Annotated in this window: 14 protein-coding genes and 1 pseudogene; 6 read left to right on the forward strand and 9 right to left on the reverse strand. The window is 60.5% G+C overall.

All coding sequences use genetic code 11. The features are described 5' to 3' along the window. Positions 1–15: 15 nt before the first annotated feature. From ACXAF3_RS10430 to ACXAF3_RS10445, 4 genes are all read right to left on the reverse strand, one after another. A complete protein-coding gene (locus ACXAF3_RS10430) occupies positions 16–1,269 on the reverse strand; it encodes a beta-barrel domain-containing protein (RefSeq protein ID WP_475112236.1) in 1,254 nt (417 codons plus the stop codon). Then, entirely contained in the window at positions 1,269–3,470 is a 2,202-nt protein-coding gene (locus ACXAF3_RS10435) for a type I secretion system permease/ATPase (protein WP_475112237.1), read from the reverse strand. Before ACXAF3_RS10435 ends, ACXAF3_RS10430 begins: the two co-directional genes overlap by 1 nt. Next, positions 3,467–4,852 carry a TolC family outer membrane protein gene (locus ACXAF3_RS10440; RefSeq protein WP_475112238.1) on the reverse strand — a complete coding sequence of 462 codons (1,386 nt, stop codon included), beginning with the start codon at positions 4,850–4,852 and terminating at the stop codon, positions 3,467–3,469. The genes ACXAF3_RS10435 and ACXAF3_RS10440 overlap by 4 nt, the downstream gene beginning before the upstream one ends. A 179-nt stretch (positions 4,853–5,031) precedes the next feature. Continuing rightward, positions 5,032–6,366 carry a hypothetical protein gene (locus ACXAF3_RS10445; protein ID WP_475112317.1) on the reverse strand — a complete coding sequence of 445 codons (1,335 nt, stop codon included), beginning with the start codon at positions 6,364–6,366 and terminating at the stop codon, positions 5,032–5,034. On the opposite strand from ACXAF3_RS10445, the gene ACXAF3_RS10450 reads away from it, so the two are divergent. Further along, positions 6,358–7,845 carry a hypothetical protein gene (locus ACXAF3_RS10450; RefSeq protein ID WP_475112318.1) on the forward strand — a complete coding sequence of 496 codons (1,488 nt, stop codon included), beginning with the start codon at positions 6,358–6,360 and terminating at the stop codon, positions 7,843–7,845. The genes ACXAF3_RS10445 and ACXAF3_RS10450 overlap by 9 nt on opposite strands. Before the next feature lie 228 nt (positions 7,846–8,073). Here the strand turns inward: ACXAF3_RS10450 and ACXAF3_RS10455 are convergent. Further along, positions 8,074–8,334: pseudogene (locus ACXAF3_RS10455) on the reverse strand (BapA/Bap/LapF family prefix-like domain-containing protein); the annotation flags it as partial. A 267-nt stretch (positions 8,335–8,601) separates the two neighbouring features. On the opposite strand from ACXAF3_RS10455, the gene ACXAF3_RS10460 reads away from it, so the two are divergent. Continuing rightward, positions 8,602–10,179 (forward strand): carboxylesterase/lipase family protein, encoded by a 1,578-nt coding sequence (locus ACXAF3_RS10460; RefSeq protein ID WP_475112239.1) that lies wholly within the window; start codon positions 8,602–8,604, stop codon positions 10,177–10,179. A gap of 9 nt (positions 10,180–10,188) precedes the next feature. Beyond that, positions 10,189–10,737: a histidine phosphatase family protein gene (locus ACXAF3_RS10465; protein WP_475112240.1), complete on the forward strand. Its 549-nt coding sequence runs from the start codon at positions 10,189–10,191 to the stop codon at positions 10,735–10,737. A 54-nt stretch (positions 10,738–10,791) separates the two neighbouring features. On the opposite strand, the gene pepN is transcribed toward ACXAF3_RS10465, so the two are convergent. After that, a complete protein-coding gene (gene pepN, locus ACXAF3_RS10470) occupies positions 10,792–13,422 on the reverse strand; it encodes an aminopeptidase N (RefSeq protein WP_475112241.1) in 2,631 nt (876 codons plus the stop codon). A gap of 113 nt (positions 13,423–13,535) precedes the next feature. Further along, positions 13,536–15,176, reverse strand: coding sequence for a gamma-glutamyltransferase (ggt, locus tag ACXAF3_RS10475; protein WP_475112242.1), 1,641 nt, complete (start codon positions 15,174–15,176; stop codon positions 13,536–13,538). A gap of 243 nt (positions 15,177–15,419) precedes the next feature. On the opposite strand from ggt, the gene ACXAF3_RS10480 reads away from it, so the two are divergent. The 3 genes from ACXAF3_RS10480 (at position 15,420) to ACXAF3_RS10490 (ending at position 18,976) form a co-directional block, all read left to right on the forward strand. Beyond that, positions 15,420–18,368 carry an intermembrane phospholipid transport protein YdbH family protein gene (locus ACXAF3_RS10480; protein WP_475112243.1) on the forward strand — a complete coding sequence of 983 codons (2,949 nt, stop codon included), beginning with the start codon at positions 15,420–15,422 and terminating at the stop codon, positions 18,366–18,368. Positions 18,369–18,443: 75 nt separating this feature from the next. Continuing rightward, on the forward strand, positions 18,444–18,638 hold the full coding sequence (locus ACXAF3_RS10485) for a YnbE family lipoprotein (protein WP_475112244.1): 195 nt from the start codon (positions 18,444–18,446) through the stop codon (positions 18,636–18,638). A gap of 11 nt (positions 18,639–18,649) precedes the next feature. Next, positions 18,650–18,976, forward strand: coding sequence for a YdbL family probable chaperone protein (locus ACXAF3_RS10490; RefSeq protein WP_475112245.1), 327 nt, complete (start codon positions 18,650–18,652; stop codon positions 18,974–18,976). Positions 18,977–19,051: 75 nt separating this feature from the next. On the opposite strand, the gene rpoS is transcribed toward ACXAF3_RS10490, so the two are convergent. Next, positions 19,052–20,098, reverse strand: coding sequence for an RNA polymerase sigma factor RpoS (gene rpoS, locus ACXAF3_RS10495; RefSeq protein WP_475112246.1), 1,047 nt, complete (start codon positions 20,096–20,098; stop codon positions 19,052–19,054). Between the two features lie 258 nt (positions 20,099–20,356). Then, positions 20,357–21,202: a peptidoglycan DD-metalloendopeptidase family protein gene (locus ACXAF3_RS10500; RefSeq protein ID WP_475112247.1), complete on the reverse strand. Its 846-nt coding sequence runs from the start codon at positions 21,200–21,202 to the stop codon at positions 20,357–20,359. Between the last annotated feature and the right edge of the window lie 110 nt (positions 21,203–21,312).

The following is a 21,312-nucleotide window of genomic DNA, read 5'->3' on the forward strand; positions in this document are numbered from 1 at the left end:
TATCTCTCGTTATATTCATCTTTCCCGAAGCGCCTCTTTCGCACGATTAATCGGTTTAATCAGGTAATCGAACACTGTTTTAGAGCCTGTCTTTACATCCACCGAGGCAATCATCCCGGGGACTATCGGAAATCGTTTACCCGCCTTGTTTACCAATGCGTCGGATTCCGTGAGGATAAATATTCGATAGTAAAATTCATCCGGGTTGATTTCGTCTTGGATGCTATCCGGCGAGATGGTGGTGACCTTCCCGTCCAGACCGCCGTAGATAGCGTAGTCGTAGGCGGTAATCTTTACCTTGGCGTGCTGACCGGGGTGGATAAATGCGATATCCCGAGGTGATATCCGCGCTTCTATCAGCAGCTTTTCGTCGAGGGGAACGATTTCCATCAGCCGACCATTGGGTGGGATCACGCCGCCAATCGTGGTAACCGCGATGTCCTTGACGATACCGCGCACCGGAGAGCGGTGTGTAAGCCTCGTCAGCGAGTCCGAACGCCCCTCGACAACCGAGGACAGCGCCGCGACCTCGGCGCTGACATTGGCGAGCTCCTCTCTCGCCCGTACCATATATTCCGAGCGGACTTCGCGGATTTTCAGCTCCAACTCCGATTTCTGCCGACTCAGACGCAGCACCTCCACATTACTGGCGGCACCGGAGCTCACCAGGGATTTGGTGATGGAGAGTTCGCTTTCGATCAGTTTCAGTGACTCGCGCAGTCCCTTCAGGGATTCTGCCAGGCCTTTCTGCCGGGTAGCGAACAACTTGGTTTCCTTGGCCTTTAGATCTTCGTAGGAGGCGAGCTCCTCAGGGAATACCAGGGTCGTGCCGTTGACCTCGGCGGTGAGCCTGGCCACGCTGGCCAGCGCGGCGCGATATCTGGCCGCGCTCTCCTCCATATTGGAGCGCACTTTGGTCGGGTCCAGCTGCGCCAGCACCTGTCCGCGCTCGACGATATCCCCCTCCGCGACTTTGAGTTCGGCCAATATCCCCCCTTCCAGGGACTGGATCACCTGGGCGCGGGAAGTGGGTATCACCTTGCCGGCGCCGGAGGAGACTTCGTCCACCCGGGCAAAGTAGGACCAGACGATCAGGACTGCGATCAGCAGGAAAAATACCTGAACTACCCGGGTGGAACGGACGATGGTGGCTTCGTCCACCTCGTCACTGTAATGCTGCTCCCCACTGTGATAGTCGGCCTCCAGCAGGGGAATGCTCGTGGTGCCGGAGGATCTGCTGTCGAGGGTCGCGCGCTTTTCGCTCGCCATCAAGACACCTGCTCGCTTTCGCGCTGCTCACGATTGACGGACTCGGACAGTTTCGCCAGCGCCCTATCCTTGGAATCGTCCACCACGATGCGGCCACCATCCACCACCACTATCCGCTCCACCAGGTTCAACATACTGGTGCGGTGTGTCGCCACAATCAGGGTTCGATTGCTACACCACTCGTCCAGGCGCTGGATCAAGCGGCGCTCCGTCGATTCGTCGAGCGACGCACTGGGTTCATCCAGCAGCAGAATATGAGGCTGGCGTATCAGCAGACGCGAGAGCAACAGCGACTGTCTCTGGCCACCGGACAGCCCCTGCCCGCCCTCCAGAATCATATGGTCCAGCCCGCTGGGCATTTTCTGTACCAGTTCGAGCGCTCCGCTCATGTCCAGCGCCCAGATTATCTCCGCATCCGTAGCGTGGGGCGCACCAAGCATCAGGTTTTCCCGCAAAGTACCGTGAAAGAGCCCCGCATTCTGACTAAGCAGTCCAACGTCACGACGGATATCCGCTGGATCAATATGGGCCATACAGACACCATCCAGATTGACGCGGCCACTGCTGGCTTCCAGCACGCCGGCCAGCGCCTGCAGCAGGGTCGATTTGCCGGCACCGTTTCTGCCCAATATCGCGATGCGCTCCCCGGGCTCAATCGACAGCTCCGAAATCATCAGCGCCGGTTCTGCAGCACCTTCCCCGTATTGGAATATCGCGCGCTTGAAGTGGTATTCGCCGTGAATCACCGGTTTGTGTACGCGCTTGCTGCCCTCCGGGTGGTCCACCGGCAGCTTCATAATCTCGTCCAACCCCTGTAGTGCAAACTTGGCCTGCTGCCAGCGGCTCAGTACCTGAGTGATATGCGCCATCGGTGACATCATGCGCGAGCCGAGTAGCGATGCCGCTACCAGGGAGCCGGTGGTCATATCTCCACTCATCACCATGGGCGCACCAAACAGAACGATAAACGCAAATACTGAGGACTGGACCTTGTGCGTCCAGGTCATCAGCATATTGACCAGGTAGCGAAGTTTCAGGTTGGAGTCCGCAGTCACCGCGTTGTAGTGGTTCCACTGGCGCTGGAAGCGCTGCTCCGCCTGCAGGGCCTTGATATCCTCCATGCCCTGGATGGTTTCCACCAGCATGGCATTGCGCAGCGAGGACTCACGCATCGATTCAGAGGCCAACTTGGCCAACTTTCTCTGCACCAGCAGCCCTGGAATAATCAGCGCAAATACGGCTGTCAGAGGCACCAGAACCAATGGGCCGGCAATCACCCACATCACCACCAGGAATAGCAGGAAAAAGGGCATATCCGCCAGCGCCAGAATAGTGGTGGATGTGACCATATCCCGCACCCGCTCCAGCTCTCGGATCTGGGAAATAAAGGTACCGGTGGACTTTGGCCGGGCCGAATTCCGCAGGCGCACCGCGTGACCGAACACCAGATCGGAAACACGGATATCCGCACGCTTGCCCAGCAGGTCGGTGATCCGCACCCGCATGATGCGCATAATAAAGTCGAACACCACGGCCAGTATCACGCCGCTGAAGAGCACGTAGAGGGTCGGCATGGATTCCGCCGGAATCACTCTGTCATAGACCTGCCTGGCAAAAAATATTCCGGACAATCCCAGGATGTTGGCGACTGTAGTGGCCAGCATGACATGCCCATAGGGCTTGAGATCGCGCAAAATGATTTTTCGGAACCAGTGCTTGTTATCCGGCTTTATATAGTCGTCGACCCGCGCGTCCGTAACCGTCTTCGCCGGACGCAGCACCAGAACCAGTGAAACCTTGTCCGCAATATTCTTGACGCTGGCCCTACTCTGCAGCCCCTGATCCCCGCTGTATAGAACACCGAGGCTGCCATCGCCGCCTATGGTTTCTATAACCCCCACCTGCCCGTCGTTAAACTGGACGACCAGCGGCAACCTCCAGGGTGTAAGTAGGGATTCCTTGAATCGGGAAAACTTGACCGTCAGGCCCGCCTGCCTGGCCATATGCCTGATCACATTCTCTGTGGAATCTTCCAGACCCCATGCGGAGGCAATGCGAACGTTTTCTGCCGAGTATTCCAGGCGGTAGTGCCTGGCCACGGCCAGTATCGCATCCAGCCACGGGGCGTAATCCAGCTGTTCATCCGATGTCTCCATCGGGCCGAGCACCGCTTCCGCGCCCAGGGTATCGCTTTCGCTCACGGCAGAACCTCCACCCCCTGTATCTCCCGCCCCTCCAGCTGGAACACTCTTCTGAGCGCGCCTACGTTGTAGAGACAGTCGATTTGAAGTCGATTCAGGTCATAGCGGGTATTGCTTCTTTCCAGACGCGCCTGGTGCAGCTCCTGCTCGGCGTTGAGTAGATCCAGCAGAGTGCGGGTACCGAGAGAGGAGTACTGTTTCCTGTACAGATCCCGGGTTTCAGCAATGGCGCGCTCGCGGGCGTCGAGAATAGACAGGCTCCGCATCAGCCCGCTCGCCTCTTCCTGCGCGGCGAGAAGATTCTGCATCACCGACAGGCGCACCGCGTCTTTCGCCGCATCCGCTGCGCGCAGCGCATAAACGGTGGACTGCTTGTTCGCCGAAATTCTGCCGCCCTGATATATCGGCATGGACAGGTTCAGGAAAACGGCGCTTTCGTGCTCATTGAGCGCATTGGAATCCACATACTGCTGATCGAGATAATTGTTGACACTGGCATCCAGTGAAAGCGTCGGCCAGGCGTTCGCTCTCGCCTCCTCCATACGCGCCATAACTTCCGCCCGCGAAGCCTCTGCGATCAGGACCTCCGGCACTGCGGAGAGCTCCGGCGATTCCACCTGGCAGGCGTCGCTGACAGGCGCCGGGATTGTCATGGACAGGATGAAGCGATTGCGGCTGCCCATCAGGTACTGCAGGGTGCTACGCCAGCGGTTGAGCTGCGCCTGCACCTGTTGCTTAGACGCGCGCGCAGCCTCCATCCGGGACTGAGCTTGAAGCACATCGGAGCGCGAACTCGCCCCCCGTTCGCTGCGCATTCGCACCAGGGAAACGATGGCAGAAACACCATCTATCTGCTCCTGGGAGGTCTGCAATAGAGCCTGGTAGCGCTGCACTTCGATAGCCGCCTTGGCGGCATCCCGAGCCACCATATCGATGGACCGCAGCACTTCCGCCTGGGACTTTCTCGCTCCCGCGGTCGCCCGATCCACTTCACTGGACACCTTGCCGAAGTCATACAAAAGCTGCGACGCATAGAGCTGCACGGCGTGCCCGTTTCCGTCGCTCTTGTCTTCTGTGTCGCGCCCGGTAACCAAATTGACGCCTACTTGGGGGAAGTAGCCTGCCTTGGCCGCACGGACATTTTCCTGTTCCTGATACAGAGCCCCGACTGACTCGGAGATGCTGGGATGCCACTCGACGGCCCGATGAACCGCACTGACAAGATCCAGTTCCTGGGCGGCGATTACTTCCCTTTGGGAGATGACTGTCTCTGCAGAGGATTGAACCACTTCCGACTGCAGCGCTGTCGGGCTTACTACGCCCCGGTCTTCCGCCCGGGCCTGGTGTACCGACAAAAGTACCGCCGAAGTGAGCGAAACCATCCATAGTCGCTTTATTCGATCCACTATTTTCACTTGCTGTTGACAACTGTTTATATCGGGCTGTCGCCGCAAGGCGGCTGAGATACCCAATTTATAAAATTCCGCTTTCCAGTTTAGTCCAATAAAAAACACCGGGCCTTACGGCCCGGTGTGATTCGACATCAATCTCCTCTATCTATTCATACATCATCGAGCCCGTTTTGCTGCCACAGATCCTGGAGTTGCTCATCCGTCTGGGCATGCATCGCGCTGTCCGATCCTCCGTCACAACCGCAGGCGGTGTCGCCAGAGGAGTCCGTTGGTTCCGGCAGTCCGTCGTCTCCACCCTGCTCCTGTCCGAACAGAGTGTCGCCATTCGGATCCGGATCATCCAACAGTTCCTCCAGTGTCAATCCCGACTGCTCTGATCCGAGGCCATCCAGGCCGTCGCCATAGACGCCATCGTCAGAGGTCAACCAGAACTGGGAATCGACACCGTCTCCGTAGTCGATGGAGTCAAACTCCGCATCATGTAGTGGGACTACATCACTGCTTTCCGTATCGGTCTGCAACCAGAGACCCGCGCTGGCATCTGCGTCTGCATCTTCGTCTGCGCCTGTATCGGCATTCGCATCAGAATCCGCATTCGCATTGGCTTCTCCCTCGCAACCGCAGTCTTCCTCTTTGGAATCGGAACTGGCTGTTGCGGGGCCACTTTCCTCATCGCAGAGTTCGTCAACGGTTGTTTCGATGACGCCGGGCCCACCGACATTGCCTGATGGGTTTGTCGGCCAGCCATCGGTGGTAGTTTCCTCACAGTTCTCGTCATAGTGCTCGTTTCCAGCCTTGACGATGAATTCTGTTACCTCTCCACCATAAGTTTCCTCGATGCACTCAATCAGGGTTTCCGGATAGCTACCGTCTGTAATTTCATCCGGTATTCCTTCGACCTTGATCACCCGACCGTCGTCCAGCCTGTAAGCAATGTAGGAAATTGCATTCGGTAGCTCACAGTCGGAATCGGAGTCCGAATCGGCGTCCGCATCCGCGTCAGCATCCGCGTCGGCATCCGCATCGGCATCGGCATCGGCATCCGCATCGGCATCCGCATCGGCATCCGCATCGGCGTCAGCATCGGCGTCCGCATCCGCATCGGCATCTGCATCCGCATCGGCATCTGCATCCGCATCGGCGTCAGCATCGGCGTCCGCGTCGGCATCGGCATCGGCATCGGCATCCGCATCCGCATCTGCATCTGCATCTGCATCCGCATCGGCGTCAGCATCGGCGTCCGCATCCGCATCGGCATCGGCATCGGCATCGGCATCGGCATCCGCGTCGGCATCCGCGTCGGCATCCGCATCGGCATCCGCATCGGCATCCGCATCCGCGTCCGAATCTGCATCCGCATCGCATTCGATATCAATATCGATGTCGATATTGATGTCGCAGCCGTCTTTCTCGATGTCAACGTCGACATCAACATCTTTTATCTGACAGTCGGGGTCACACCAGCCACCGGCGCCATGTCCCATATCCGCATCGGCGTCGGCATCGGCGTCGGCATCCGAGTCAGCGTCTGCGTCACAATCGCAGTCGATATTGATGTCGATATCAATGTTGATATCACAGTCGGCGTCCGCGTCGGCATCAGCATCTGCGTCGGCATCTGCGTCGGCATCGGCGTCGGCATCTGCGTCGGCATCTGCGTCGGCATCTGCGTCGGCATCGGCGTCGGCGTCGGCATCGGCATCGGCATCGGCATCGGCATCGGCATCGGCATCGGCATCGGCATCGGCATCGGCATCCGCATCGGCATCGGCGTCCGCATCGGCATCGGCGTCCGCATCCGCATCCGCATCGGCATCGGCATCGGCATCGGCATCGGCGTCGGCATCGGCATCGGCATCGGCATCGGCATCGGCATCGGCGTCGGCATCGGCATCGGCATCGGCATCGGCATCGGCATCTGCATCGGCATCGGCATCGGCATCGGCATCGGCATCGGCATCTGCATCGGTATCCGCATCCGCATCCGCATCCGCATCGGCATCTGCATCCGCATCGGCATCGGCATCGGCATCGGCATCGGCATCGGCATCGGCATCGGCATCAGCATCAGCATCAGCATCCGCATCGGCATCCGCATCCGCATCCGCATCCGCATCGGCATCCGCATCCGCATCGGCATCCGCATCCGCATCCGCATCCGCATCCGCATCGGCATCCGCATCCGCATCGGCATCCGCATCCGCATCGGCATCCGCATCCGCATCCGCATCGGCATCCGCATCCGCATCGGCATCCGCATCCGCATCGGCATCCGCATCCGCATCCGCATCGGCATCCGCATCCGCATCGGCATCGGCATCCGCATCCGCATCCGCATCCGCATCCGCATCGGCGTCCGCATCGGCATCCGCATCCGCATCCGCATCGGCATCGGCATCCGCATCCGCATCGGCATCGGCGTCCGCATCCGCGTCGGCGTCGGCGTCGGCGTCGGCGTCGGCGTCGGCGTCGGCGTCGGCGTCAGCATCCGCGTCGGCGTCGGCGTCGGCATCCGCATCAGCGTCAGCATCTGCATCGGCGTCCGCATCCGCGTCGGCGTCGGCGTCGGCGTCGGCGTCAGCATCCGCGTCGGCGTCGGCATCCGCATCAGCGTCAGCATCCGCATCCGCATCCGCATCCGCATCCGCATCCGCATCCGCATCCGCATCGGCGTCGGCGTCAGCATCCGCGTCGGCATCCGCATCAGCGTCAGCATCCGCATCCGCGTCGGCATCAGCATCCGCGTCGGCGTCGGCGTCCGCATCCGCGTCAGCATCCGCATCCGCGTCCGCGTCCGCGTCAGCATCCGCATCGGCGTCCGCATCGGCATCCGCATCCGCATCCGCATCCGCATCCGCATCCGCATCCGCATCCGCATCGGCGTCAGCGTCCGCGTCGGTATCCGCATCGGCATCGGCATCCGCATCGGCGTCCGCGTCGCTATCAGGCGGCGATGGTGGTAGTGGAGGCGGTAGATCATCGATTCTGGCAACCGGTACAAACTCGCCGGTCCGGGTAAAGGGGTCCCGGTCGCCGCTGTCGTCGGTAATTATCAGAGCGGCTATCCCAAGTGCCGCCAGCCCTGGAATAATCCAGGACCCGACTTCGGTAACAGGGGCGGCTACGGGTATCAGATCCCATCCCGAGCCGCCGCCCGCTGTGGAGAAGACCGAAGCCAGGTCCCCGGCCTGAGCCAGGAGTAGCGGCTCTTCTCCACCGGCAATTGCCAGTTCGCTGTGGGTGCCATCTTCATCCAGTTGGAAGAAATTGGCGATGGTGATTATCTCCCCGGATTTGAGCACGATGACCAGGTCGAGACCGTTCCTCGCATAGGAAGCGATCTCATCGGGCCCAAATGGTAGTGCTACGATCCCGGTAGAAGATAAATCCAAGTTGTGCAATGGCTGTTGCGTTACCGAGCCAGTGACCTTGTCGTAAATCCTCGCGTACATAATTCAACCTGCTAAGTCCATGCGTACATCCATTTCGCGCCCGACGAGGTCCCGCTCCAACACCAGCCCACGACTACCCGGCAAGTTTCAGAAAGGGGCGCCCCAATCCTCGGCGTATTTCAAAACCTCAAATACGGCGTTGCTGGACAATTTTTGACCAGCCTATTTCTGTATGGACTGCGGCGTTGAGCTTTTCAAGAGCAATATTGACGCCAGCTATACTCGACGAGTTATGGATTCCGTTGCACAAAGAGCAGGACGCCAGTGATGAGCAGCGATGCGACGACAGGAAGGCCCGACAAAAATCCCTGTAAAACCACACCTGTCCTGGAAACACCCGCAGGCCCGGTTGTCGGTACTGTCGACGATCTGACAGGCATCCACCGCTACCTTGGCATTCCCTACGCCCTTCCGCCGGTAGGGAAACTGCGCTGGTGTCCGCCCCAGCCTGTGCCCCGCTGGCAAAATCCATTCAATGCTTTCAGCTTTGGGATGCCGGCGGCACAAAACCCTTCAACATTGATCGAAGTGCGCGGCCCAAACGGCGAGGTGCCGGAGAGCGAAGACTGTCTCTACCTGAATATCTATACACCGCCCGTATCAGGAGACAAAAAGCTGCCGGTTATGCTCTGGGTGCATGGCGGTTCTTTTTATATGGGGTCAGGCTGCCAGGAAATTTACAATGGCCGCTACCTGGCCGCGAGCGGGCGCGCCATCGTCGTCACCTTTAACTATCGCCTCGGTGCACTGGGTTTTTTGCGCTTGCGGGATGTCAGCGATATCCCCTCCTCCGGCAACGAGGGAATACTGGACCAGATTGCGGCGCTGGAGTGGGTGAGAGGCAATATCTCTGCATTTGGCGGAGACCCGGATAATATTACCCTGTTCGGGGAATCCGCCGGCGCCATGAGTATCGCAGCCCTGCTGGCCACACCGCGCAGCCGGGGGCTGTTCCGCCGGGCAATAGTCCAGAGCGGCAACCCCAAGGCCATGCATAACCGCGACAGGGCCAACAGTCTGGCGCAGGCATTTTTGGAGCGGCTGGATACGATTAGCGGCGGCGAGCCGCCGGCCAATGTCGACACCCGAATGCTGCTGCGGGCACAGAGCGCCATATTGTCCGACCCGCGCATGGAGCAGAACTGGGGACAACTGCCGTTCAAGCCGGTGCTCGACGGTGAGCTGTTCGATACCGACCCCATGGCAGAACTGCACAGGGGCGGCGCCGCCGATGTATCGCTGCTGCTGGGCAGCAACCTGGAAGAATGGAATCTGTTCAGCGCCATAAACCCTGAGAGTTTTACGCTGGACAGCCATCAGATTCGCTCGCGTTTGGAATGGCTGTTGCCGGGAGAGCTCCTGAACCCACTGCTGGGGCACTACCATCAAATCGCTCGGGGTATGGCGGAGAATCCATGGCCGGAGTGGAGCCGTACCTGGAATCTGCTGTTGACGGATATGGTGTTCACTCTGCCCGGTCTGCGCCTGCTGCGCGCCCATGGCGGGCGGCGCTTTCACTATCACTTCGCGCAACCGCTGGCGGCCCAGCCGCTCCTCGGCGCCTGCCACGCGGTGGAGCTGGGCTATGTGTTTGGCACACATGGAGAAGCTTCACTCCAGGCGCTCTACGGAGGCGAAGCGAATGCGCACAAACTGAGCCAGGCCATGCGCGAGGCGTGGCTGAACTTTGCCGAATGCGGGGATCCGGGGGAGGAGTGGCCCGATTTCTCCGCCGGGCACAGCCGCCGCTTTGGCGATCACCCGGCGACACGTTCATTCGATACAGCGGAAATCGAAGCCCTGTGGCAACATATACCGGATGAATTGCTAAACGGTTTTCTGTAGAGCGAGCGAGTGACAAGAATTTTATTGATACGCCATGGCGAAGCCAAAAAGGGCCCGACCGTAGCGGACCCGGAGCTTACGGACCTCGGACATCAGCAGGCCAGGGAGCTCGCGCAGCGGCTTGCGCCCAGTAAACCCATGGCCCTGATAAGCAGTCCCAAAACCAGGGCCAGGCAGACGGCCCAGCCGCTGTCGGAGCTCTGGCAGCAGCCGGTATCCATTGAGACGGCAGTTACCGAAATTCCATCTCCCGAAAATATGCCGCTCCGCGAGCGTGGCCAGTGGATCAAGAGCCTGCTGCACGGCGAATGGGATCCTGGGGATCGGCGGCAACTGGCCTGGCGCAACGGGATACTGAACTATCTTGTCGGCCTAAGCGGGGACACGGCGGTTTTCTGTCATTTTATGGTGATCAACTCCATAGTGGCGCATATTCGCGGCGACCGGAAGATACAGCAGTTCAGACCGGACTATGCGTCGGTGACGGAGTTGCGCCTGGCGGGGCAGGCGCTGGAATTGGTGCGGTTGGGTGAGGAAAAGTACAGCCGCATTCTGTAGGGGCGCAAGCGACCCGTTGATTGACGGACTCCCGGAGCCCGCCCCCGATGCGTATCAGGCCAGGCTTTTGCTCACCACTTCGTAGAGATCCGCGGACAGCTTGCCGGAATCCATCACCGATTGCAGCGCCCGTTGCATCTTGTCGCCTAGATCGCCGGTGTATTTCTTCCAGCGGGTGATAGGTATTACCAGGCGCGCGGCAATCTGCGGGTTGAGTTTGTCCAGCGCGATTACCTGCTCGGCGACGAATTCAAAGCCGCTGCCATCGCCTCGATGGAATTGGGTGAAATTCCGGTTGGCGAAACCACCGATCACCGCGCGCACCTTGTTCGGATTCTTCAATTCAAAGGCCGGGTGCTGCATCAGCGCGCGCACCTTGTCCAGGGTGCCGCGTTTGGCGCTGGCGCTCTGCAGGCCAAACCACAACTCTACGACCTGAGTATCCTGCCGCCAGCGCTCGTAGAAGCGCTCCAGCGCCGCCGCGGCGCTGGCCTCGTCCGCATGATTGACCAGCGCAGCCAGTGCTGCGGCGCTGTCGGTCATATTGGACGCGGCGTCGAACTGCGCCTGCGCCTGCGCCAGCGCTTCCGGCCTTTCGGTCACACACATATACGAGAGGCAGGCGTTTTTCAGGCTGCGCTCGGCAACATCGGCCGCGTTCGGGCTGTAGGGCTTTTCCGTGTGCAGCCGCTGGTAGCACGCCAACAGGTCGTCTTTCAGGGCCTCGGCGAGGGCGCTCCGGGCGAAATTGCGCGCGGCGATAATGGCCTCGGCGTCAATCTGCTCGGCCTGCTCCGCCAGCGCCTGCTCGCTCGGCAGGGCCAGCATTTCGGCCACCAGTGCCGGATCCAGGTCGCGGTTCTGCAACAGGCTGCGGTAGGCCTCCACCAGCTGCGGCTGCAGCTGTAGCGGCTCGCCTTGCCGGTATGCCTTTTGCAGTCGCCCGAGCGCCGCAAACGCCAGGCGCTGACCGGCATCCCAACGGTTGAAATCGTCGCTGTCATGGCGCATCAGGAACAACAGCTGTTCATCGCTGTAGGCATAGTGCACTTTGACCGGGGCGGAGAAACCGCGCAGCAGCGACGGCAGTGGCTTTTCCGTCAGGCCGGGGAAGTTGAAGGTCTGCTCTTCTTCTGTCACCTGCAGCACCATCTGGGTGCTGCCCGTCGAGTCCAGCGGCAGGTCGCCGCCATCGGAACCCAGCAGGCCAATCGCCAGCGGGATATGGAACGGCAGCTTCTTCTCCTGGCCCGGGGTGGGCGGGCAGGACTGCCTGACGGTCAGCGCGTAATTGCCGCTGGCCTCGTCGTAGGCGTCGGTGACTTCCAGCACCGGTGTGCCCGCCTGGCTGTACCAGCGGCGGAACTGGGTCAGGTCCACGCCGTTGGCGTCCTCCATCGCCACAATGAAATCCTCGCAGGTCACCGCCTGGCCGTCGTGGCGTTCGAAGTAGAGATCACTGCCCTTGCGGAAACCCTCGGCGCCGAGCAGGGTGTGAATCATGCGCACCACTTCCGCGCCCTTCTCGTACACGGTGAGGGTATAGAAGTTGGAGATCTCCATATAGGAGTCCGGGCGCACCGGGTGCGCCATGGGGCCGGCGTCTTCGGCAAACTGGGCCGTGCGCAGCATGGACACATCCTCGATGCGCTTGACTGCGCGGGAGTTCATATCCGCAGAGAATTCCGCATCGCGAAAAACGGTAAAGCCCTCTTTCAGGCTCAACTGGAACCAGTCGCGGCAGGTGACACGGTTGCCGGACCAGTTGTGGAAGTACTCGTGACCGACAATGGATTCGATTCGCTGGAAGCTGCTGTCGGTGGCCGTCTCCGGGCTCGCCAGCACGCAGGCGGAGTTGAAGATATTCAGGCCCTTGTTTTCCATCGCGCCCATATTGAAGTGATCGACCGCCACGATCATAAATATATCCAGATCATATTCGCGCCCGTAGACTTCCTCGTCCCAGCGCATGGCCTTCTTCAGTGAGCGCATCGCGTGGTCGCACTTACCGATATTCTTCGCTTCGGTAAAGATTTGCAGCTTCACCCGGCGCCCGCTGGCGGTGGTGTAGCTGTCCTCGACATGCTGGAGATCCCCGGCGACCAGCGCGAACAGGTAGGCGGGCTTGGCAAAGGGATCCTCCCAGGTGACGAACCTGCGCCCATCCTCGGTGGTACCACGCGCTATTTCGTTGCCGTTCGACAGCAACACCGGGTACTGGCGCGGCGCCACTATGGTGGTGGTGAAACGGGACATGACGTCCGGGCGGTCCGGGTAGTAGGTAATCTTGCGGAAGCCCTCCGCCTCGCACTGGGTGCAGTACATGCCGTTGGAGAGGTACAGCCCCTCCAGCGACGTGTTGTCTTCAGGGTTGATACGGTTGTGAATTTCCAGCAGGAACTCCGGCTTTTCCACCGGAATCGACAGCCCCTGCGGGAGCTCCTGGTAGCGGCTGGCGGGCACCAGCACACCGTCGATGGAAACCGACAGCAGCTCCAGATCCACGCCGTCCAGCAGCAGCGGCGGCAGCCCCTCCCCGGCGTCCGGATTGCGCCGGATTTTCAGCCGCGACTTGACCAGCGTGGCCTTGGGCTGCAGTTCAAAGTGGAGCTCGGTAGTGTCGACCAGATAGTCGGGTACTCGGTAGTCCCTCAGGTAGACGGTGCGGGGTTGGGCGTCTTTCATAGCGGGTACGGGGTATTCCATTTTGACAAACCGCGCCCCCGCGCTTTGCCGGCGGAGGCTCAGACGCCCACTATATAGATTTCACCGCCACTGCCAAGAGCGCGGCGGCCACCTCAGTAACCGGCGGCGTGGCCGTCCTTACGGCTCTCCGAGGCGCCGTGGTAGACCCCCTGCGCGTCTCGCAGGATGCCCTGGTAGCCGCCGTAGGGCCCGCTTTCAAAGCGCAACTGGTGCCCCATCTGTACCAGCTTGCGGCGGGTCTCCATCGGGAAACCGTCCTCCAGGCTGATATAGCCGCCGTCGCGCATGATTTCGTCGGTCGGCTGGCTGGAGCCGCTGTGCAATATGCGCGGCGCGTCGCCCGCCTCCTGCACGTTGAGACCGAAATCCACCATGTTGATCACTATCTGCGCGTGCATCTGCGGCTGGGTGGCGCCGCCCATGACGCCGAAGCTCATATACGGCTTGCCGTCTTTGGTGATAAACGCCGGGATAATGGTGTGGAAGGGGCGCTTTCCGGGCTGGTACTGGTTGAAGTGCCCCTCCTCGAGGCTGAACATCTCGCCGCGGTCCTGCAGGATAAAGCCCAGTTCCCCCGGCGTCATGCCGGAACCCATGCCGCGGTAGTTGCTCTGGATCAGTGACACCATATTGCCGTCTTTGTCCGCCACCGTGAGGTAGATGGTATCCCCGTGGCGCAGCGCCACATTGCCGGCATCGTAGCGTTTGGCCGCCCTGTCCGGGTCGATCAGCTTGCGGCGCTCGGCCGCGTATTCCTTCGAGATCAGCTCGGCAACGGGAATGCGATTGAAAGCCGGGTCGGCGTAGTATTTCGCCCTGTCCTCGAAGGCGAGTTTCTTCGCCTCCACAAACAGGTGCACATACTCCGGGCTGGTGCGCCCGAGCGCGGCCAGATCGTAACCCTCGAGGATATTCAGTATCTGCAGCGCCGCTATGCCCTGCCCATTGGGCGGCAACTCCCAGACGTCGTAGCCGCGGTAATTGGTGGAGACAGGCTGCACCCACTCCGAGCGGTGCCCGGCGAGATCCTCATAGGAGAGGAAGCCCCCGTTCTCTTTCATATAGGCGGCGATCTCGCGGGCTATATCGCCCTTGTAGAAGGCATCCCGCCCGCCCTCGGCGATCCGCCGGTAGGTTTCCGCCAGGCGCGGGTTGCGAAACAGCTCCCCCTCCCGCGGTGCCCGGCCTCCGGGCATAAAGGTCTCGCGGAATCCTGGGTATTTTTCCAACAGCGGCACCGAGCGGTTCCAGTAATAGGCCACCAATTGCGTGACCGGAAAACCCCGCTCCGCGTAGTCAATTGAAGGGGCCAACAGCTCGTCCATCGGCAGGCGGCCGAACTTTTCGTGCAGCTGGTACCAGCCGTCCACGGCGCCGGGCACCGACACCGGCAGGGGCCCGTGGGATGGGATTTTCGACAGGCCGTTGCGGGAAAAGTATTCGAATGGCAGGGATCTGGGCGAACGGCCACTGGCATTCAGGCCATAGAGTTTGCCTTCCTCCGCGCTCCAGACGATGGCAAACAGATCGCCGCCGATGCCACAGCCGGTCGGTTCCATCAACCCCTGGGCCGCGTTGGCGGCAATGGCTGCGTCCACGGCACTGCCGCCGCGCTTGAGAATATCCAGCGCAATCTGGGTTGCCAGGGGCTGGCTGGTGGCCGCCATCCCCTGCGTCGCCAGCACGGGAGAGCGGCTGGCAAAACCCTCTCCGGTCACGCGATCAAAGGCCATGGCTCCCCCCCCACTAGTCAGGGCAATCAGAAACAGTGCAGCAGTGCGCAGCATTGAAAAGACAGTATTCACTATAGGCTCACTCTTATTCTTGTCCGGTGCCGAGGCCTTATAATGATGCTTATTCAACCGTAAGCCAAATAGGTAGCCGGGCAATTCGGCACGGGAGTGTGCCGCCACTGGCCCCGGGAACGCGAATCATTCCGCACCCACCTACCACAAGCCAGTTTCGAGAGGTTATCTGTGCGCAAGGCCAGATTCGTTCCAATCACGGCAGCCCTGCTGATACTGTCGGCCTGCTGCTGGGCCTGGTGGCATAGGGATGCTATGGCGCCCCGGCTGATCAATCCGCTGTTGCAGGGCGGACGCGTCGATGCACTTGACGGCCTGCGCCTTGCACCGGGGCTTGTCGCCGCGGACCACCTGGCCCTGTCTCTGCACAACGGCGCAACAGTACGGCTGCAGCAGGTACAAATACGGCATCCCTTCGGCCTGTTGTTTGCGCCGCAACGCAACCGGGCGCAGCTGTCAGTCTCGAGACTCAGCTTTGTGCCCGCGCCCGATCCCGACACAACCACAACGCCACCACCGCGGGATACTGAGCTTCCCCGCGCACAGGGGCCAAAACTCAGCGACATCTTCGAGTTGCTGCGCCGGCTGCCACTAAGCGCCCAGATTGACCATCTGGAGTGGCAGCGGGAAAAAACTGCAAAAGGAAAATTCAGCCTCCGGCGGGACTATGACAGCCAAACGATATACGCAGATTTTTCCAGTGGAAGGCAGCAGCTTTCCCTGCAGGTCGAGACCCGCCCGGACCAGCTCCGGCTTTCCGGCCGGCTGGGTGCGGATCCACAGCAACCAGCGCTGTCGTTGAACGCCGGTCTCGTGCCGGATACCGCCGGCCAATGGCGCCTGAGTGCGGATCTCGAGACGGAATTGCAGCGGCTCACCGGTCTGCCGGCGACCGCCGCACTGGACGAAATCGCAGCCAGTGCGTCCGGAAAACTCTCCGCCAATATCCGCGCCCGGATACCGGATGAACCCCTTCAACTACAGGACTACCGGAATATCTCCGCACAATTGCGGGGCGAATCGGTGCGCTTCCGCCTGCCGGAAAAACTGCTGGGCACGACGGCAGAGATTTCCCTGACTACGGCCGTTCCGCTTTCTGTGGAGTTCGCCTCCCTGCGACCGCTACAGCCGCAGAAAATTTCCGGAACCGCCGCCCTTGAACTGACCCCGGCCGGAGAGCCACACCCCCTGCTGCGGGCCCGGCTCGATACCAGCACACAGAAGGCGGGCCAGTTGCTCACCGTCGAAGGCGACCTGAACCTCGCCGCCAGCGATTCACTGCTGCAGGCCCCGCGCTGGCGGCGACTGCTGCCCCCCCTGGCCATAGAATCCGCGGCGGGAAGCGTGGCACTCGAAGGGCGCGCCAGAATCCATTCCCGGGCCGGAGCAAGCGGCGCCGGACAGCACTGGCTTAGTGATGTCACTCTGTCCCTGCTCCCGGACAGCCGCGTGTCTGTCACCGTCGAGGCGGAGGGTGACGAAAAATCGCTGCCGTCGCAGATTGGCTGGCACAGGGGGCAGCTGGCGTTGCACCTGCTGGCGCCAGTGACCCTGCAGGCGGCCCGCTGGCCCGGGGGTCTCCAGGTAACGGGAGAGAACCTGAGCGTGAAAGCCAGTGAAGAGAGCGGGAAATTATCCCTGGAGTCGCAGCTGGCAAATATCGATTGCGACATCTCGGCACAGACCAGCTGCACGCTGGAACTGCGCGCCACTTCGGAACAGTTCGCGCACGAGGCGTCCGGCCTGGCTGTTCTGCAACCGTCGATCGACACCCGGCTGGAATGGAATCTAAACAACGGCGAGCAGCAGTGGAGCCTGCACGACACGAATTTCGAGGCCGGGCAGATCAGCCGCAAGGCCGTGCGGATAGAAAAACTGTCGATACGCGCACCGCAGCTGGAATGCACCCTCGCCGGAGGCGAAACCGTCTGTACCAGCGGCGCGCTGTCGACCCACTTCGGCGCGTTCAGTGCCGAGGGGCAGCGGGCTTCCGGCACCATGGATTTCACGGCCATTCAATTCAGGCAGGTCAAGGGCCAGCCACAGCTCAGCGCCAGCTACCGTTCGGACAAGCTCGAACTGCAGCTGCAGAACCGCTACCAACTCGATACCGACCTGAGCGGCAAGCTCGTTTTGAACGGCGACACCCTGCGCGGCGAGAGCCGGGCTCGGGCCGGAAACCTCAGGGTGCAAAGCCAGTGGCAACACAATATCGACAGCCAGCGGGGCGCGGCGGATTTCGCCCTGGAGGAGATCGAATTCAGCCAGAGGCAGCCGCTCAGCCAGTCCGTGCAGGGACTGCCGGTGGACCTGGTCGCGGGAAAGGTTGCCGCGCAAGGACGGCTCTCCTGGCCGCAAACACAGCAGGACAGCATCGAACTGCGCCTGGATGGGGTTGCCGCGGTCTACAACGACAGCTTCGCCGCCGGTATCCACAGCAGGCTTTCCCTGCACAGCCGGGGTGATCAATGGATCACCGCAAACCCACAGCCAGTGCAACTGGACACTCTGGACGTGGGCCTGCCGGTGGAGAATATCCGCTTCTCGCTGTCGCTCGATGAGAAGCGGGATCTGACCCTCGGCAACCTCAGTGCGGAGCTGCTCGGCGGCACTCTGCAATCCCGTGCGCTGGTGTGGAATCTCGCCGGTGAGACGCGCAGGAGCCAGGTCGCGCTGAATGAAATCTCGCTCAGAGCACTGGCCCGGGAAATGGAAGCCGAGAACTTTGCCGCAACCGGCACCGTGGATCTGCAGATACCGCTGTCGACCGGCCCGGAGGGGATAACCGTGGAGCAGGGCACGGTTCGCGCGCGTCCGCCGGGCGGGCGCCTGCGCTATTACGGCGCTTTCTCTGCCGAGATGCTGTCCGGCAACCCGCAGTTGAAGCTGCTCGCCGGCGCCCTGGAAGACTACAACTACCGCGCGTTGAGCGGCACCCTCGAATACCCGCCCAGTGGCGATATGCAGCTGCAGCTGAAGCTGGTCGGGCGCAGCGCCTCGGTCGCCGCGGACCGGGATCTGATCATCAATCTGAACCTGGAAAACAATATCCCCGCCATGTTGCGCTCGCTGCAGGCCAGCCGTGACCTGACCGAGGCGCTGGAAAAGCAGGTACAGTGATTCCCGACAAACGGGTTCAGATTGGGTTAAGCTTGCGCGATTACAATGTCCTTGCTTTAACTTGAGGAGCAACTGATGAAGAGCAGCCAATTGCTTCCGCTACTGTTTGCGGCCGCCGTGGCCGCCGCGGGATGCACGCCGACGGTCGCCGTCCAGGCCCCCAGCGAGCCGATCACCGTGAACCTGAACGTGAAGATCGAGCACGAGATTCGCGTGAAGGTCGACAGGGAACTGGACAACCTGTTCGAAGACAAAGAAGGCATATTCTAAGGAGGCCAACCATGAAGCTAGTCAAGACCGCCCTGCTCTGCCTTGGCCTGGCAATCGCGCTGCCGGCCCTGGCGATCTCCCTGAGTGAAGCCAAGAGCCAGGGGCTCGTCGGCGAGGCCAACAGCGGCTATATCGCCGTGGTGGACCAGAGCTCCCCGGAGCTTGAAAAACTGGTGGCGGAAGTCAACGCCAAGCGCAAAGCGGAGTATGCCCGCATCGCCAAGCGCAACAATATCGATATTGCCCAGGTGGCAGCGCGCGCGGCGGAAAAACTGGAGGCCCGCCTCGCCCCCGGCGAATACTACCAGGACAATCGCGGGCGCTGGGTTCAGAAATAAATCCCGGTGTCCCGATGACAAAAAAAGCCCGCGAAGGCCGGTACCTTCGCGGGCTTTTTTATTTGACGATATCGTCTACAGGTTGCCGAACAGGGATTGGCCGTCGAGCCCCTGCTTCTCCATCACTTCGCGCAGGCGCTTGAGTGCATCCACCTGGATCTGGCGCACGCGCTCCCGGGTAAGACCGATCTCGCGCCCCACCTCCTCGAGCGTGCTGGCTTCAAAGCCGCGCAATCCAAAGCGGCGGGAGACCACTTCGCACTGCTTGTCCGGCAGTTCACCCAGCCAGCGGTTGATGCTTTCGAACAGGTCGCTATCCTGCAGAAGCTCCGCTGGGTCCGATTCCTGCTGGTCGGGAATGGTATCCACCAGGGTCTTTTCCGACGACGGACCTATGGGTGTGTCCACCGAAGTGACTCGCTCGTTGAGGCCCAACATGCGCTCGACATCCCCGACCGGCTTTTCCAGCAGATTAGCTATTTCGTCCGCCGAGGGTTCGTGGTCGAGTTTCTGCGCCAGTTCGCGGGAGGCGCGAAGGTAGACGTTCAGCTCCTTGACCACATGAATCGGCAGGCGAATGGTGCGGGTCTGGTTCATGATGGCCCGCTCGATCGTCTGGCGGATCCACCAGGTGGCATAGGTGGAAAAACGGAAACCGCGCTCCGGGTCGAATTTCTCCACTGCGCGAATCAGGCCCAGGTTGCCCTCTTCAATCAGATCCAGCAGCGCCAGGCCCCGGCTGACATAGCGGCGGGCAATTTTTACTACGAGGCGCAGGTTGCTCTCGATCATACGCTTTCTCGCCGCTGCATCACCGCGCAGAGCCTTGCGCGCGTAATAGACCTCTTCTTCAGCGGTCAACAGCGGGGAAAAACCGATTTCATTGAGATACAGCTGGGTGGCGTCGAGATTCTTCTGCAAATGGCTATCGCTATCCAGTTTGCGGGCCCGAGCCTTCAGGGGGGTGGGTTCGGAGCTTTTCTTTGCTACCGCTCTCCGGGTGCGGCCTTTGGAGTTACCCTCTTTGTCGCTTGACTTCTGTTTGTTCTGATCTGTTACCAACTCAGGAGGAAGATCTTCTGCCTGACCAGCCATCAACTGGTCTTGCCGTTGTGCTTCCATTTCCCCTACTCCTTGTACTTTGCCAATATCAGCCGCACTGCAACCGGATTGCGTCAATTCGACTTTAACCGGCTGACTACCGTCTGTGCGACAGCCACCGGATCGGCAAGCATCAAGGACGGCGTAAACACAGAAGAAAACAAGCACATCTTTCTGCCGGCTGCCGGCCTTGCGATCGTCACGATTCCAGTGACTACCTCAAGTGGTACAAACTAAAAATCCATTTTTATTTGCAGCGCTTTCTGGCTCCCACTCGAGTTATGGCAGATAGGCCAGAGGGTCTACCGGCTGACCGTTGCGACGAATCTCAAAGTGGAGCTTGTTGCGGTCGGTACCACTTGAACCCAGTTCCGCTATCCTTTGCCCCGCTTTGACTTCGCTGCCCTCTTTCACAAGTAACTTGTGGTTGTGGGCGTAAGCACTCAGGTACTCCGAACTGTGCTTTACGATCAGCAGTTTTCCGTAGCCTCTCAGCGCACTTCCCGCGTAGATCACGGTGCCATCGGCTGCTGCGAGTACAGAGTCCCCCTTTTCACCGGCGATATCAACTCCCTTGCGCAGGGGATCGCCTGCACGGAAGCGGCCGATGACTTCCCCCTTGGCCGGCCAGCGCCACCGGATGGAGGACCCGGATGCCCGTGAAACCGACTGGCGCGATTTTTTCTCTGTTAATGATTTTGTGTTTTTTGTGACCTTTTGGGGTACTGGGGCGGGCTTGACCTTCGGCACCGGATTGCGCTTCTTGGCAGGTTTCGGGCTACTGACTAACTTCGCCCGGCCGGCGAGTTGCAGTTTCTGTCCGGGGTAGATCTGGTAGGGGGCGGCTATGCCGTTGATCGCCGCCAGCTCCCGGTAGTCCTTGCCATATCGCCAGGCGATGGAATAGAGAGTCTCGCCGCGACTGACCGTGTGGTGCTTGATCCAGGCGCTGGGCGGCTGCGCCAGCGAAGTGGTCGGAGCCGGGTGGCTGGCGCAGGCACTCAACAGCAGCGGCAGCGTCATCGCGATCAATATTTTTAACATGTTTGGGTAACGATGACCGGAAACAGGACAATTGTCCCGCCAGAATCGCCCCTCAACATGTTGAAAAAAACGACATTTCATTATTCTCTTTTTACATCACACGGCCGCATTTATGGAAAATGTGTCTAAAGAAATCGCCCGAATTCTTAGCGAAAAGCCTCACAAAAAGTTGCCAATCCGACCTTTGACAG

Source organism: Microbulbifer sp. ABF4_143 (genome assembly GCF_056160225.1).